At 72.6% G+C, this 13,952-nt stretch carries 14 protein-coding genes; 9 read left to right on the top strand and 5 right to left on the bottom strand.

Annotation, left to right across the window (positions count from 1 at the left end; translation table 11 throughout):
* Positions 1-4: 4 nt before the first annotated feature.
* Together ACFY7C_RS21770 and ACFY7C_RS21775 are read left to right on the top strand one after the other, a co-directional pair.
* On the top strand, positions 5-370 hold the full coding sequence (locus ACFY7C_RS21770; protein ID WP_389653083.1) for a hypothetical protein: 366 nt from the start codon (positions 5-7) through the stop codon (positions 368-370).
* Between the two features lie 71 nt (positions 371-441).
* The gene (locus ACFY7C_RS21775; protein WP_389653086.1) at positions 442-1,584 is read left to right on the top strand and encodes a mannosyltransferase family protein; all 1,143 of its coding nucleotides are present in this window, start codon (positions 442-444) and stop codon (positions 1,582-1,584) included.
* On the opposite strand, the gene ACFY7C_RS21780 is transcribed toward ACFY7C_RS21775, so the two are convergent.
* Positions 1,556-1,981 (bottom strand): DUF192 domain-containing protein, encoded by a 426-nt coding sequence (locus ACFY7C_RS21780; RefSeq protein WP_389653089.1) that lies wholly within the window; start codon positions 1,979-1,981, stop codon positions 1,556-1,558. The two genes, ACFY7C_RS21775 and ACFY7C_RS21780, sit on opposite strands and share 29 nt — an antisense overlap.
* Before the next feature lie 29 nt (positions 1,982-2,010).
* Here ACFY7C_RS21780 and ACFY7C_RS21785 point away from each other — a divergent pair, with 29 nt between their 5' ends.
* Positions 2,011-2,757, top strand: coding sequence for a prepilin peptidase (locus ACFY7C_RS21785; RefSeq protein WP_389653092.1), 747 nt, complete (start codon positions 2,011-2,013; stop codon positions 2,755-2,757).
* Positions 2,758-2,992: 235 nt separating this feature from the next.
* Positions 2,993-4,375 (top strand): DUF2079 domain-containing protein, encoded by a 1,383-nt coding sequence (locus tag ACFY7C_RS21790; protein ID WP_389654450.1) that lies wholly within the window; start codon positions 2,993-2,995, stop codon positions 4,373-4,375.
* Here the strand turns inward: ACFY7C_RS21790 and ACFY7C_RS21795 are convergent.
* Both ACFY7C_RS21795 and mgrA read right to left on the bottom strand, forming a co-directional pair.
* Entirely contained in the window at positions 4,372-5,532 is a 1,161-nt protein-coding gene (locus tag ACFY7C_RS21795; RefSeq protein ID WP_389653094.1) for a winged helix DNA-binding domain-containing protein, read from the bottom strand. The two genes, ACFY7C_RS21790 and ACFY7C_RS21795, sit on opposite strands and share 4 nt — an antisense overlap.
* A gap of 378 nt (positions 5,533-5,910) precedes the next feature.
* Complete coding sequence (gene mgrA / locus ACFY7C_RS21800; RefSeq protein ID WP_389653097.1) at positions 5,911-6,948, bottom strand: L-glyceraldehyde 3-phosphate reductase; 1,038 nt, start codon at positions 6,946-6,948, stop codon at positions 5,911-5,913.
* A gap of 110 nt (positions 6,949-7,058) precedes the next feature.
* On the opposite strand from mgrA, the gene ACFY7C_RS21805 reads away from it, so the two are divergent.
* The 5 genes from ACFY7C_RS21805 (at position 7,059) to ACFY7C_RS21825 (ending at position 12,741) form a co-directional block, all read left to right on the top strand.
* A complete protein-coding gene (locus ACFY7C_RS21805) occupies positions 7,059-7,820 on the top strand; it encodes an isoprenyl transferase (RefSeq protein WP_389653100.1) in 762 nt (253 codons plus the stop codon).
* 310 nt (positions 7,821-8,130) lie between these two features.
* A complete protein-coding gene (locus tag ACFY7C_RS21810; protein WP_356692120.1) occupies positions 8,131-9,453 on the top strand; it encodes a PhoH family protein in 1,323 nt (440 codons plus the stop codon).
* Between the two features lie 341 nt (positions 9,454-9,794).
* Positions 9,795-10,505: a transglycosylase SLT domain-containing protein gene (locus tag ACFY7C_RS21815; RefSeq protein ID WP_389653103.1), complete on the top strand. Its 711-nt coding sequence runs from the start codon at positions 9,795-9,797 to the stop codon at positions 10,503-10,505.
* A 122-nt stretch (positions 10,506-10,627) separates the two neighbouring features.
* A complete protein-coding gene (locus tag ACFY7C_RS21820; RefSeq protein WP_389653106.1) occupies positions 10,628-12,046 on the top strand; it encodes an AI-2E family transporter in 1,419 nt (472 codons plus the stop codon).
* Positions 12,043-12,741 carry a hypothetical protein gene (locus tag ACFY7C_RS21825; protein WP_389653109.1) on the top strand — a complete coding sequence of 233 codons (699 nt, stop codon included), beginning with the start codon at positions 12,043-12,045 and terminating at the stop codon, positions 12,739-12,741. Before ACFY7C_RS21820 ends, ACFY7C_RS21825 begins: the two co-directional genes overlap by 4 nt.
* A gap of 69 nt (positions 12,742-12,810) precedes the next feature.
* On the opposite strand, the gene ACFY7C_RS21830 is transcribed toward ACFY7C_RS21825, so the two are convergent.
* Positions 12,811-13,344: an alkyl hydroperoxide reductase gene (locus ACFY7C_RS21830; RefSeq protein WP_389653112.1), complete on the bottom strand. Its 534-nt coding sequence runs from the start codon at positions 13,342-13,344 to the stop codon at positions 12,811-12,813.
* A 2-nt stretch (positions 13,345-13,346) separates the two neighbouring features.
* On the bottom strand, positions 13,347-13,901 hold the full coding sequence (locus ACFY7C_RS21835) for a peroxiredoxin (protein WP_389653115.1): 555 nt from the start codon (positions 13,899-13,901) through the stop codon (positions 13,347-13,349).
* Positions 13,902-13,952: the final 51 nt, after the last annotated feature.

Here is a 13,952-nt window from a genome sequence, read left to right on the forward strand (position 1 = left end):
GCGCATGACGACCACGACCCCGAGCGTCCAGCTGGTCAGCGACCTCGTCGCCCGCATCCCCTCCTTCCGCGACGCCTACGAGTCGCACGTCTTCACCCAGGGCGTCGTCCTGCCGCACGTCTTCTTCTGGGACGTCGTCCAGGGGACCGTCCGCTCGTTCCTGGAGGAGGAGGGCAGCGCGGTCGACTGGCGGCGCACGCTCGACTTCCTGGAGGAGCAGAGCCGCCGCGGTGAGGTCGGCGTGGACGAGGTGATCGTCACGTCCTTCCTCGTCGACCTGCCGCATCCCCATGAGCCGGGGTACGAGATCGTCCGGCAGCTGGGGCCGGTCATGGCCGCCAGGTTCCTGCGCCTGCGTCCCGGCGGCTGACCGTCCGGCGCGAGAGCCGGCCTCCCGAGGCAGCGACCGGGCTCCCGCCCAGGCGGCCGATAATCGACCACATGTCCCGCACCACCCCCGCCGCGCCGCCGACCGTGTCGCGGACGAGCGTCCCGCGCGCGATCGCCCCGCCTTGGGCCGCGCTCGGCGGCTACGCCGCCACCCGCCTCCTCGGTCTCGCCGTCCTCGCCGCCGTCGCCGCGGCCACCGGCAAGGACGGGCTGCACCGGCTCTCGGGCCGCTGGGACTCGGTCTGGTACGTGCGGATCGCCGAGCACGGTTACGGCTACGAGGTCACCCTGCCCGACGGCGCCGTCCACGCCGACCTCGCGTTCTTCCCGCTCCTCCCGCTCCTGGAGCGGGCCCTGTCCGCCGTGCTGCCGGTCGACGCCGCCACCGCCGGGCTGCTGGTGTCCTGGACGGCCTCGCTCGTCGCCGCCTGGGGCATCCACGCCGTCGGCACCCAGGTGGCCGGGCCGCGCACGGGAGTGGTGCTCGCCGTCCTGTGGGGGGTGTACCCGACGGCGTTCGTGCAGTCGATGGCGTACACCGAGACCCTGTTCACCGCCCTCGCCGCCTGGTCGCTCTGGGCCGTGCTGCGCGACCGCTGGATCCTGGCCGGCGCGCTGTGCGTGCTCGCCGGGCTCACCCGCCCGACGGCCGCCGCGCTGATCGCCGCGATCGGGATCACCGCCCTCGTCACGGTCGTGCGCGAGCGAAGGCTCCGCGCCCGCGTCGCCGCCGGTGTCCTGCTCGCCCCGCTGGGCTGGCTCGGCTACATCGTCTACGTCGGCGTCCGCCAGGGCGGCCCCACCGCCTACTTCGACGTGCAGGCCGCCTGGGGCAACTCCATCGACGGCGGTGTCGCCCTCGCCCTGTTCATCGCCGGCCTGCCGTGGCCCGCCGCCCTCGGGCTGTGCGCGGCGCTCGCGCTGCTCGCCTGGCTGATCGTCCTGTGCGTACGGCAACGGCAGCCGCTGCCGCTGCTCGTGTACACGATCGCCGTCGTCCTCGTCTCCCTGGTCGGCGCCGCGTACTTCGGCTCCCGGCCGCGCCTGATGATGCCCGCGTTCGGACTGCTCCTGCCGCCCGCCGCGGCCCTGGCCCGGCTCCGTACCCGCACGGTCGTACCGGTCCTGGCCGCCCTGGCGCTCGCCTCCGCCGCGTACGGGGCGTTCACGCTCCTGGGCTCGGGCCCTCCGTGAGGTCCGTGCGGCCGGAAACACCTCCAGGGTCCCTGCGGTCCGTGAGTTCCATCGCGACCCGTACGCCCGGCCGCAGACCCCAGCCGGCCATCGCGCCGCCCCTCGCCTCCAGGACGTGCCGGCCGCGCCACCGGACCATGCCGAGCCGTCCCGGCCGCATGGTGACCACGTCGAGGACGGTCAACGACCGGTCGAGATAGGCGACGTCGACGGTGAAGCGCATCCCGAAGGTGTGAACGCTGTTGGTGGGCGTGATGAGCAGCGCGCCGTCCAGGCCGTCGCGGCCGAGGAGGCCGCGCCGCCGGGCCCGGTAGGAGGCCGCCACCTCCAGCGGCACCCGCCCGTGCCCGCCCGGAATCTCCAGCCAACCGGTGCCGTCGCGCCATGTCCTCCCCATGGCCACGACCCTAGTTCTAGGCTCGGGCCGTGGACGCCCCGTCGATCGCCTTCGTCACCACCGCCGCCCTCTGGGGCGCGGCGGCCGGGCTGCTCGTCCCCCGCGCCGCGTACCGGCTGTCGGTCGCCGCGGACGAGCCCTGGCGCTCCCGTTGCCCCGCCGGTCACGCCTTAGCCGGGCCGGCCCGGGGCTGGCTGGGCGGCCCGGGGCGGGCCGGCTGCGCCACCACTCCCGCGCCCTTCACCGCGCCGCTGCTCACCGCGCTCGCCTGCGCCGCGCTCGCCGCGGCCACCGGCGTCCCCCGGCCCGAGCTGCTGGTCTGGCTGCTCGCCGCGCCCTTCGGCACCCTCCTCGCCTGCGTCGACGTGCGCGTCCACCGGCTCCCCGACCGGCTGACCCTGCCCCTCGCCGTCGCACTGCCCCTGCTGCTCGCGCTCGCCGCGCTCCTGCCGTACGCGGCGGGGTCCTGGACGCACAGCCTGCTCGGGGCGCTCGTGCTCGGCGGCGGCTATCTGCTGCTGGCCATGCTCCACCCGAACGGCATGGGCTTCGGTGACGTGAAGCTGGCCGTGCCGCTCGGCGCGGCCCTCGGCTGGTACGGCTGGGGGGTGCTGTTCGCCGGGGCCTTCGCCGGATTCCTCCTCGGCGCGCTGTACGGACTCGGGCTCGTCGTCACCGGGCGCGCTGACCGCGGCGACGCGATCCCCTTCGGACCGTTCATGATCGTCGGGGCGCTCCTCGGCCTCCTGCTCGGCGCGTTCACCGCCCTCCCCTGAAACGACCCGCCTAGCATCACGCCGTATGCGAACAATTGGTGGGCATCCGGCATCAAACGGGACGATGGTGACATCGGTATCGGCATCGGCATCGGCGACCGAAGAGGAAGGGGTGAGAGGTCTTCCCTCTCCCGAACCCACCCCCTTCCACCGGCGGCCCGCCCTGCTCCCCTGGGCCTGGGCCGCCGCCCTCTGTCTGCTGTACGCCACCGTCGCCGTGCGCCGCCACCTCCTCATGCGCACCACCGGATACGACCTCGGCATCTTCGAGCAGGCCGTCCGCGCCTACGCCGAACTCCGGGCCCCCGTCGCCCCCCTGCGCGGCGAGGGCTTCAACCTCCTCGGCGACCACTTCCACCCCCTGCTCGCCACCCTCGCCCCGCTCTACCGCCTCTGGCCCTCCCCGCTCGCCCTGCTCGTCGCCCAGTCCGCGCTCCTCGCGCTCGCCGCCGTCCCCCTGGTCCGCTGGGCGCTGCGCGTCGTCGGCCGCCGCGGCGCCCATGCCGTCGCCGTCGGATACGGGCTGAGCTGGGGCATCGCCTCCGCCGCCGCCTTCGACTTCCACGAGGTCGCCCTCGCCGTACCCCTGCTCGCCTTCTCCCTCGAAGCGCTCGGCCGGCAGCGCTGGCGGGCCGCCGTCGCCTGGGCCGCGCCGCTCCTGCTCGTCAAGGAGGACCTGGGGCTCACCCTCGCCGCCGTCGGCGGCTACATCGCGGTCAAGGGCCGGGCGTCCCGAAGCGTTCGTGTCCTCGGGCTCGCCACCGTCGCGGCCGGGCTCCTCGGCTCGTTCCTGGAGATCAAGGTCCTGCTGCCCGCCCTCGCCCCCACCGGCGGCTATGTCCACGGCGGCAACCTCGCCGCCGCGCACGGCTCCCTGCTCTCCGCGCTCGCGCACGCCCCCCTCGACCTGCTGCGCCCCGAGACCAAGGCGACCACGCTCGTCCTCGTCTTCGCCCCGTCCGCGCTGCTCGCCCTGCGCTCCCCGTTCGCCCTGATCGCCCTGCCCACCCTGGGCTGGCGGCTGGCCTCCGAGAACGGCTTCCACTGGAGCACGGCGTTCCACTACAGCGCGATCCTCATGCCCGTCGTCTTCGCGGGACTCCTCGACGTCCTCGGCCGCGAGACCAACCGCCGCAACGTCCGCGCCGCCCTCGCCACCGTCCTCGCCGTGACCGCCGTCCTCATCCCCTCCTTCCCGCTGGCCCAGCTCGCCCAGCGGGCCACCTGGCACACCACCGGGCACGTGGAGGCCGCCCGGTCACTCCTCGCCCGCATCCCCGACGGTGCGACCGTCGCCGCCTCCAACCGGCTCGCGCCCCAGCTCACTTCGCGCTGCACGGTGGTCCTCTTCCCGACCTTCCCGGTCGCCGGCCGGCTCTACGAGCACCGGCGCAACGACCTGCCGGCGCCCACCGCCGAATGGATCGTCCACGACCCCCAGGCCCCCGAGGCCTGGCCTTACCCCCGCGGCCACTGGCCCTACCCCCTGGAGCAGCAGCGCGCGGAACTGAGGGCGGCCCGCGAGAAGCACGGCTACGAGGTCGTGGCCGTACGCGACGGAATCACCCTGCTGCACCGCACCAGGGCTCCGAGGGCTGATGCCGACGCCCGTCCCTAGGCGTGCGGCCCCACCGCCACCGGCCCCACCGTCAGCTCCGCCCGGCCCTCAAGCACCGCCGCCAGCCGGTCGGCCTGCGCCGCCAGCTCGCGCAGCCGGGGCGCGCCCAGCGGCCGGAGGGGTTCCACCGTCACCGTGATCCGTTTCCCGGAGCGGCGCTGGTGCCAGACGCCCGCGACCGTGCCGTCGAGGAGCAGCACCAGGAAGTTCCCGGCCTGGCCGCCCGCGAGGGCCCGTTCCCGCGCCCGCCCCGGGAAGAGGCGCTCGCGCGGCTGCGAGGCGATCGCGAAGGCGTCGAAGTACGGCAGCAGCCGCACCCCGGGCGCGGGCCGCTCCTCCGGGAAGGCGGTGTCCCCGGCCGCGACCCAGGCGGCCGCCCCCTCGAAGGACACCTCCTCGATCCGGCCCGCCTCGGCGAGCGAGGCGAAGAGCCCGGCCGCCCAGCCGGGCGGCGCCGCCAGCCACTTCGCGAAGTGCCGCGGCTCCGCCGGACCGTAGGCGCGCAGATAGCGCTCGACGAGCTCGCCGAGCGCCCGCGGCCCCGCCGGACGCACCCCCGGGTGCGTGTACGTGACCTTCCTGCCCCGGTCGCGCCCGAAGCACAGCACTCCGCGGTGCGCCGCCAGGTGCGTGATCTGACGCCAGCGCGGCCACTTCTCCTGGAAGGCGTCCATCACCCGGTCACCGGCCCAGGGGCCGGTGCGCTCCACGATCGCGTCCGTCAGCTCGTCCACGGTCAGTTCCGCACCGGTCAGCGCGTCCGCGACGGCGGCCAGGACCTCTTCCGTCTGCTCGGGCGTCATCCGTACGTGCGGCGGCTGCGGACCCGCCACGGCCGGGATCGCGGAGAGGGCTCCCGTCCACATCGGCAGATCGGCGGCGGGCAGCAGATGGACGGTGCCGCGCGGCCCGTACGTCTTGATCAGCGTGCGGTCCTGCCCGAGCGCGGCGCGTACGTCGGCCCGCGTCCCCTCCGTCCTGCGCAGCGCCACGGACAGCTCGGCGGCGGACAGCACCTGGGCGTGCGCGCCGAGCATGGCGGCGGCCACCTCCGCCGGCGGGGCGTCCGCCGGCTCGGCCAGGAACTGGCGGCGGATCCTGCGGGCGTCGGCCTGCGCCCAGGTGACCGGGGGCGCGGCGGGGGAGGCGGTCGTCATGCCCCGACCGTAGAAGCGAAGTAGGTCAGCTCCTGTCCGCCTCGCCCACGCCTTCCCCGGCCACACCACCCCACGTCCCCACGCCCCCACGCCCGCCCCGGCCTCTTGCCCGGCCCGCGCCGGCGCGTCAACCGGGCGAGGACCCGCGGGGGTCCCCCGTGGGAGGTACGGAATCCGCCGCCACGCCCGGGCGCAAACCCGCCACCGGGGGCCACAGCCCTTGTGGCGCCTGGGCTCCGGCGAATCCGGCGGCACCCGATCGGCGCGGGTGGCCCCCAGCACGACTAATGAAGGGTTATGGTGGAAACCCCCCCTCGGGCCGGTCCGTATCCCCCCCCACGGACCGGCCCGTTTTCTTTGCCGCCCTTCCGGGGCGCGTCAGCCCCGGCCGGCCCAGATGTTGGTGCCGGCCGTGTCGACGGCGAAGGAGTCGATCTCCTTCAGCTCCTCGTCCGTCAGCGGCGCCCCGGCGAGCGCCGCCACGTTCTCCTCCAGCTGCGCCACGCTCGACGCGCCGATCAGGGCCGACGTCATCCGCTCGTCGCGCAGCACCCACGTGAGGGCCAGCTGGGCGAGCGACTGCCCGCGCCGCTGCGCGATGTCCGCGAGGCCGCGGAGGCGGCGCAGCACCTCGTCGGAGAGCAGGTTCGGGTCGAGGGACTTGCCCTGGGTGGCCCGCGAGCCCTCGGGGATGCCCTTCAGATACTTGTCGGTGAGCAGGCCCTGCGCCAGCGGCACGAAGGAGATGCAGCCCATCCCGGCCGCCTCCAGCGTGTCGAGGAGGTTGTCCTCCTCCGTCCACCGGTTGATCATCGAGTACGAGGGCTGGTGGATCAGCGCCGGGACGCCCATCTCCCTCAGGATCCGCGCGGCCTCGGCGGTCTGCTCGCTGGTGTACGAGGAGACACCCACGTACAGCGCCTTGCCCTGCCGCACGGCGGAGGCCAGCGCCCCCATCGTCTCCTCGAGCGGGGTGTGCGGGTCGAAGCGGTGCGAGTAGAAGATGTCGACGTAGTCGAGGCCCATCCGCTTCAGGGAGGCGTCGAGCGACGACATCAGGTACTTGCGGGAGCCCCACTCGCCGTACGGCCCCGGGTGCATCAGATAGCCCGCCTTCGTCGAGACGATCAGCTCGTCGCGGTACGGCGCGAAGTCCTGGGCGAAGATCTTCCCGAAGTTCAGCTCGGCGGAGCCGGGCGGCGGCCCGTAGTTGTTGGCCAGGTCGAAGTGGGTGACGCCCAGGTCGAAGGCGCGGCGCAGGATCGCGCGCTGCGAGGCGAGGGTGCGGTCGTCGCCGAAGTTGTGCCACAGGCCCAGCGAGATCGCGGGGAGCTTGAGCCCGCTGCGGCCGGTGCGCCGGTACTCCATGGAGTCGTAGCGGTCCTCGGCGGCGCGGTACACGGGGGAATCAGTCACGTATCTCTGCTTATCACGGACTTGTGACAGTCCCGGGCTGGGAGCCGGTCACCCCTCCGCAGTAATGTGGCGGCTTCGGGGGCCGACACTGCATGGAGGGGTAAAGAACAGTGAACCTGCGCGACCTGGTGTACGGGCTCTACGCACGCCGGGTGGAAGGCCGCCTCGATCACGCCCAGGTGCCCAAGCACATCGGCGTCATCCTCGACGGCAACCGGCGCTGGGCCAAGGCATCCGGCGGCACCCCGGAGCAGGGTCACAAGGCAGGCGCGGACAAGATCCAGGAGCTGCTCGGCTGGTGTGCCGAGACCGACGTCGAGGTCGTCACGCTCTGGATGCTCTCCACCGACAACCTGAACCGCCCCGAGGAGCAGCTCGTCCCGCTGCTCGCGATCATCGAGGACGCGGTGCGGGCGCTCGCCGCCGACGGCCGCTGGCGGGTGCACCACGTCGGCACCCTCGACCTGCTCCCCGCGCGCACCCAGTCCGTCCTGAAGGAGGCCGAGCAGGCCACCCACGACAACACGGGGATACTCGTGAACGTCGCGGTGGGCTACGGCGGCCGCCAGGAGATCGCCGACGCGGTCCGCTCGCTGCTCCTGGAGCACGCCGAGCGCGGCACGAGCTTCGAGGAGCTCGCCGAGATCGTCGACGTCGAGCACATCTCCGAGCACCTCTACACCCGCGGCCAGCCCGACCCGGACCTGGTGATCCGCACCAGCGGCGAGCAGCGCCTGTCCGGTTTCATGCTGTGGCAGAGCGCCCACTCGGAGTACTACTTCTGCGAGGTCCACTGGCCGGCCTTCCGCAAGGTCGACTTCCTGCGCGCGCTGCGCGACTACGCCGCCCGGCACCGGCGCTTCGGCAACTGACGCCCCGGCACTCCCCGCGGGGAACGCCCGTCACCCTCCGTTCATGAACACGCCGTCATATGCCATGGCATGACGGCGCGTGCGAAAGGGCATATCCCAGGTGAAGTGAGCGGCACGGAGACCGCCACCCGGGAGGCCCTTTGCACCAGGACGACCGTGCAGGACATGTACGGACGAGGCGGAGGGCCGGAGCTCGGCCCGCGCATCGCGGCCTGAGCCCGGTCCCATTCCGCAGCGACGCCGGTTCCGCCATGGGCGGCCCCGGCGCACCCCGACCTCACAGGGGTCCTCGAAGGGGGTCTGTCCTTCCGTGGTGACCAGCACTAAGCGCCGCTTGTCCGACAGGCGCACCTATGTTCTCGACACCAGCGTCCTGCTGGCCGACCCCAGCGCGATGTCCCGCTTCGAGGAGCACGAAGTGGTGCTTCCGATCGTCGTGGTGACCGAGCTGGAGGCCAAGAGGCACCACCCCGAGCTCGGCTACTTCGCCCGGCAGGCCCTGCGCCTCCTGGACGACTTCCGGGTCCGGTACGGACGCCTCGACGCCCCGCTCCCCATCGGGGACCTGGGCGGCACGCTGCGGGTCGAGCTCAACCACTCGGACCCCGGCGTCCTGCCCGCCGGCTACCGGCTGGGGGACAACGACTCGCGGATCCTCGCGGTCGCGCGCAACCTGCAGGCCGAGGGGTACGACGTCACCGTCGTCTCCAAGGACCTGCCGCTGCGGATCAAGGCCTCCTCGGTCGGTCTCCTCGCGGAGGAGTACCGCGCGGAGCTGGCCATCACGGACTCCGGCTGGACCGGAATGTCCGAAGTCGCCCTTTCGGCCGATCAGATCGACCTCCTCTACGACCAGGAGACGCTCTACGTGCCGGAGGCGGCCGAGCTGCCGGTGCACACCGGCCTCGTCCTGCAGTCCGAGCGCGGCAAGGCGCTGGGCCGGGTCGGAGCCGACGGGAGCGTCCGGCTGGTGCGGGGCGACCGGGAGGCCTTCGGCATCCGCGGCCGCAGCGCGGAGCAGCGGATCGCGCTCGACCTGCTGCTCGACCCGGACGTCGGCATCGTCTCCATGGGCGGCCGGGCCGGCACCGGCAAGTCGGCGCTGGCGCTCTGCGCGGGCCTGGAGGCGGTCCTGGAGCGCCGTCAGCACCAGAAGGTGATGGTGTTCCGTCCGCTGTACGCGGTCGGCGGACAGGAGCTCGGCTATCTCCCCGGCACCGAGGCCGAGAAGATGAGCCCGTGGGCGCAGGCCGTGTTCGACACGCTGTCGGCCGTCGCGAGCCGTGACGTGATCGAGGAGGTACTCGGCCGCGGCATGCTGGAGGTGCTGCCGCTCACCCACATCCGGGGCCGCTCGCTGCACGACGCGTTCGTCATCGTGGACGAGGCCCAGTCCCTGGAGCGGAACGTCCTGTTGACCGTTCTGTCCAGGATCGGGGCGAATTCCCGGGTGGTGCTGACCCATGACGTCGCCCAGCGCGACAACCTGAGGGTCGGTCGCTACGACGGAGTCGTCGCCGTGGTGGAGAAGCTGAAGGGGCATCCGCTCTTCGCCCACGTCACGCTCACCCGCTCCGAGCGCTCGCAGATCGCCGCGCTCGTGACCGAAATGCTGGAGGACGGCCAGATCTGACCCCTTTGCGGGCCCTGTTGGCGCCGCCCGGCAAAGCGCGAGAGCTTAGCCGGGCGGCGCCGCGCTGTCCGCTGTAAACGCCAAATCCCTTGCCTCCCACCCGGTGTGAGCTTTCACACGCACCATGGAATTGCCTCGCGGCGCCGACGTCCGGCAGAGTCTTGCTTCCGTCAGGCCCCGCATACGGCACACGTGCACCCTCAGGGGTGCGGCACCACACAACTCAACAGCCGTCGCCGTATGCCGCCCACAGCACCACGGGCCCGTGTCTTCAGTGACCCATGCAGTCGAAGACCAGTGTCAGGGGCACGATTTCGCCCGCTTGGTCACCTGCGCGGGCGATGCTGGAAGGAAACCGTGTGAGCCGGATCTCGGTCCGGGGATTCGCGGTGGCTTCGGCCACTGCGGTCACCACTGTCGGCGCCGTCGTCGGTGTTGCCTCGGGCAACGCGGCGCAGCCCTCGGACGACAACTTCGAGGCCACCGCGGCCGACACCACGCTGCTCGCGGACATCCCCGCGGGCGAGCAGGCCCAGGTACAGGTCTCCTCGCTCACGGAGCAGGCCGACGTCCAGGCCGCCGCCGCCGACTCCCTCGCGCGCAAGTCCGCCGAGGAAGCCGCCCGCATCCAGGCCGCCAAGGACGCCGAGGCCAAGAAGAAGGCGGCCGACAAGGCCGAGCAGGAGCGCAAGGAGGCCGCCGAGCGCGCCAACCGCGACTCCCTGCGCGACGCCTCGAGCTTCGCCGCCCAGGGGTCGTACAGCATCTCCGAGGTCAAGGCGATGGCCCGCCAGATGATCCCGGCGGACCAGTTCCAGTGCTTCAGCAACATCGTGGACCACGAGTCCGGCTGGAACTACCGCGCGACCAACCCCTCTTCCGGTGCCTACGGTCTGGTCCAGGCGCTCCCCGGCTCGAAGATGTCCTCGGCCGGCGCCGACTGGCGGACCAACCCCGCCACCCAGATCAAGTGGGGCCTCAGCTACATGGACGGCCGCTACGGCAGCCCCTGCGGCGCCTGGTCGTTCTGGCAGGCCAACCACTGGTACTAGGCCGGCCCCTGCAACCAGCCGACCCACGCTCAACCCCGCGAAGCCCCTCGCCGTCCTTCGGTGAGGGGCTTCGCGCGCGCGTGGGGTAGGTTCGGGGACCCGAAGGGGGAAGAGGGAAGAGCATGTCGAGACTGCCACGATGGCTGCACCGGCTGGGCGAGAGCCTCAGCCGCGCGGGCGAACGCCTTGACGAACGCCGGGCCGACGCCGAACGCGGCGAACCCCTGGGCCCGCCCTACGACGCCCCCGCCCCCGAGCCGCGACCGGAGCCGCACCCCGCGCCGAAGACCGCCCCCGGCACCGCCGCGGGACCGGCCCCCGCCGCCGTACCCGAACCCGCCTCCGTACCCGCGCCGCCCGCCTACGCGCCCGCCGTCGCCGCCCGCCCCGACCCGGCGGCCGCGATCCCCTGGGGCATGCGGGTCGCCGCCGAGGCCGGCTGGCGCCTGCTCGTCCTCGCCGGCACCGTCTGGGTGCTGATGAAGGTGATCAGCTCCGTCCAGCTGGTCGTCCTCGCCTTCGTCGCCGCCCTCCTCATCACCGCACTGCTCCAGCCCACCGTGGCGCTCCTGCGCCGCAAGGGCCTGCCGCGCGGCCTCGCCACCGCCGTCACCGCCGTCTCCGGCTTCGTGATCATGGGACTCGTCGGCTGGTTCGTGGTCTGGCAGGTGATGGACAACATCGACAACCTCACCGACCGGGTCAGGGACGGCATCGAGGAGCTCAAGCGCTGGCTCCTCGACAGCCCGTTCCACGTGACCGAGCGCCAGATCAACGACATCGCCAAGAACCTCAGCGACACCATCGGCGCCAACGCCGAACAGATCACCACCGCCGGACTCCAGGGCGTGACCGTGATCGTCGAGGCGATCACCGGCATCCTGCTCGCCATGTTCTCCACCCTCTTCCTCCTCCACGACGGGAAGAAGGTCTGGGAGTGGACACTCAAGCTGGTCCCCGCCCAGGCGCGCCCCGGCGTCGCCGGCGCCGGCCCCCGGGCCTGGCGCACCCTCACCGCGTACGTCCGCGGCACCGTCCTCGTCGCCCTCATCGACGCCGTCTTCATCGGCCTCGGCCTGTGGTTCCTCGACGTGCCGATGGCCGTGCCGCTCGCCGTCTTCATCTTCCTCTTCGCCTTCATCCCGCTCGTCGGCGCCGTCGTCTCCGGCGCCCTCGCGGTCGTCGTCGCCCTCGTCACCAACGGCGTGTTCACCGCCCTGATGGTGCTCGTGGTGGTGCTCGCCGTGCAGCAGATCGAAGGCCACGTCCTGCAGCCGTTCATCCTCGGCCGGGCCGTGCGGGTCCACCCGCTCGCGGTGGTCCTCGCGGTCGCCGCCGGCGGACTGACCGCCGGCATCGGCGGCGCCGTCGTCGCCGTCCCGCTGGTCGCCGTCGCCAACACGGCGGTCGGCTACCTCCGCGCGTACAGCACCGAACAGGCCCTGCGGGCCGCCCCCGAGCCGCGCGGAGCGACCGCCCACGAAGTGGCGCCCACCCCGGCGCCCGGCTCGACCGACCGCCACACCGGAAGTGACGCGTGATCTCCGAACCGGAACTCGTCGGAGGTACGGCGTTCCCCGCCCCCGCCTCCGCCCCCCTGGCCCCGCCTCCGCCCCCGCCCCCGCCGTCGGATCCGGAGCCGTACCGCCCCCGCCGCCCCTGGCCGTGGGCGCTCGGCGGCGCCGTCGCCGCCTCCGCGCTGTGGGCCGGCGGCCTCGCGGCGTACGACCCTGACGACCGTCCCGACCTCGGCGGCTACCGCACCGACCGCGACCCCTGCGAGACGGCCGAGCTGTCGGGACTGACCGCGGCGTTCGGCCCCAAGGGACCGGCCCAGGACGAACCGCTGAAGGCCGACCACCCGGCCCTCTTCGAATGGGACTGCAGCGTCACCCTGGCGTCGAAGCCCGTCCCGTACACCGTGCGCGTCAGCTACTCCCTGCACCGGGTGACCGACCCCGGCCCCGAGTTCGAGGCCCGGAGGGCGGACCCGCAGCTGGCGGGCGGCGGCGACCGGGTCGGCGGCATCGGGGAGCTCGCCTACTACGGGGGCCCGTGGGGGGACCAGTCGCTGGAGGTCCTCGACGGGCAGGCGGTGCTGCGCCTCGTGCTCCAGGCGGACGACTACGACGAGGAGAAGGACCGGCCCATCGAGGCGCCCCAGCTCGACCCCGCGGCCATGCAGACCTACCTCGTCGAGGACATGCAGCAGCTGATGAAGGCGCTCAAGAGCTGAGCGCGGCCGGACGGCGAAGGGCCCCGGGGTTCCGTCGAACCCCGGGGCCCTTCACTTCGTACGACGCCGCTACTCGGCGAGAACCGCCTCGGCGTCCAGCGTCACGCCGACCGCCTGGATGACCGACGCGATCTTCACGGCCTCCTGGATCGTCTCGCGGCCGACACCGGCCTTGCGCAGGACCTGCTCGTGCGAGTCCAGGCACTGACCGCAGCCGTTGATCGCGGAGACGGCCAGCGACCACAGCTCGAAGTCGACCTTCTCGACACCCGGGTTGCCGATGACGTTCATCCGCAGACCGGCGCGCATCGTCCCGTACTCCGGGTCCGACAGCAGGTGCCGGGTCCGGTAGAAGACGTTGTTCATCGCCATGATCGCGGCAGCCGACTTGGCGGCCTGGTACGCCTCGGGCTTCAGGTTGGCCTGGGCCTCCGGCTCCAGCTCCTTGAGGACCTTCGGCGAACGCGAGGCGATGGCGCAGGCGAGCACCGTGCCCCACAGCTGCTGCTGCGGCAGCTCGCTGTTGCCGATGACCGAACCGAGGTTCAGCTTCAGGTCCTTGGCGAAGTCCGGTATGGCGGCCTTCAGCTCATCGAGCGCCATGCTCACTCACCGGCCAGGAGCGCGACCGGGTCAAGGGTGTCCTCGCCCTTGCTCCAGTTGCACGGGCACAGCTCGTCGGTCTGCAGGGCGTCCAGAACCCGCAGGACCTCCTTGGGGTTACGGCCGACGGAGCCGGCGGTCACCATGACGAACTGGATCTCGTTGTTCGGGTCGATCACGAACACGGCACGCTGGGCGAAGCCGTCCTCGCCCTCGACGCCGCAGTCGCGCATGAGCTCGTGCTTCGAGTCGGCGAGCATCGGGAAGGGCAGGTCACGCAGGTCGGCGTGGTCCTTGCGCCAGGCGTGGTGCACGAACTCGGAGTCGCCGGAGACACCGAGGATCTGCGCGTCGCGGTCCGCGAACTCGTCGTTCAGCTTGCCGAACGCGGCGATCTCGGTGGGGCAGACGAAGGTGAAGTCCTTCGGCCAGAAGAACACCACGCGCCACTTGCCCTCGTAGGACTTGTGGTTGATCTGCTCGAACTCCTTGCCGCTCTCCAGCGACACGCAGGCGGTCAGGTCGTAGGTGGGGAACTGGTCACCGACAGTGAGCACGCGCTCTCCTTGCAGAGTCGGAAGGGTCCCTTTTGGGGTCTTCCGTGAGGG

The sequence above is a fragment of the Streptomyces sp. NPDC012769 genome (genome assembly GCF_042901205.1).
Classification (GTDB): domain Bacteria; phylum Actinomycetota; class Actinomycetes; order Streptomycetales; family Streptomycetaceae; genus Streptomyces.

Excerpts from the sequence above, each read along its gene's own strand:
- ACFY7C_RS21830 (WP_389653112.1), bottom strand. The coding sequence starts at position 13,344 with ATGGCGCTCGATGAGCTGAAGGCCGCCATACCGGACTTCGCCAAGGAC.
- ACFY7C_RS21775 (WP_389653086.1), top strand. The coding sequence starts at position 442 with ATGTCCCGCACCACCCCCGCCGCGCCGCCGACCGTGTCGCGGACGAGC.
- ACFY7C_RS21815 (WP_389653103.1), top strand. The coding sequence starts at position 9,795 with ATGCTGGAAGGAAACCGTGTGAGCCGGATCTCGGTCCGGGGATTCGCG.
- ACFY7C_RS21780 (WP_389653089.1), bottom strand. The coding sequence starts at position 1,981 with ATGGGGAGGACATGGCGCGACGGCACCGGTTGGCTGGAGATTCCGGGC.
- ACFY7C_RS21790 (WP_389654450.1), top strand. The coding sequence starts at position 2,993 with ATGCGCACCACCGGATACGACCTCGGCATCTTCGAGCAGGCCGTCCGC.
- ACFY7C_RS21795 (WP_389653094.1), bottom strand. The coding sequence starts at position 5,532 with ATGACGACCGCCTCCCCCGCCGCGCCCCCGGTCACCTGGGCGCAGGCC.
- ACFY7C_RS21820 (WP_389653106.1), top strand. The coding sequence starts at position 10,628 with ATGTCGAGACTGCCACGATGGCTGCACCGGCTGGGCGAGAGCCTCAGC.
- ACFY7C_RS21770 (WP_389653083.1), top strand. The coding sequence starts at position 5 with ATGACGACCACGACCCCGAGCGTCCAGCTGGTCAGCGACCTCGTCGCC.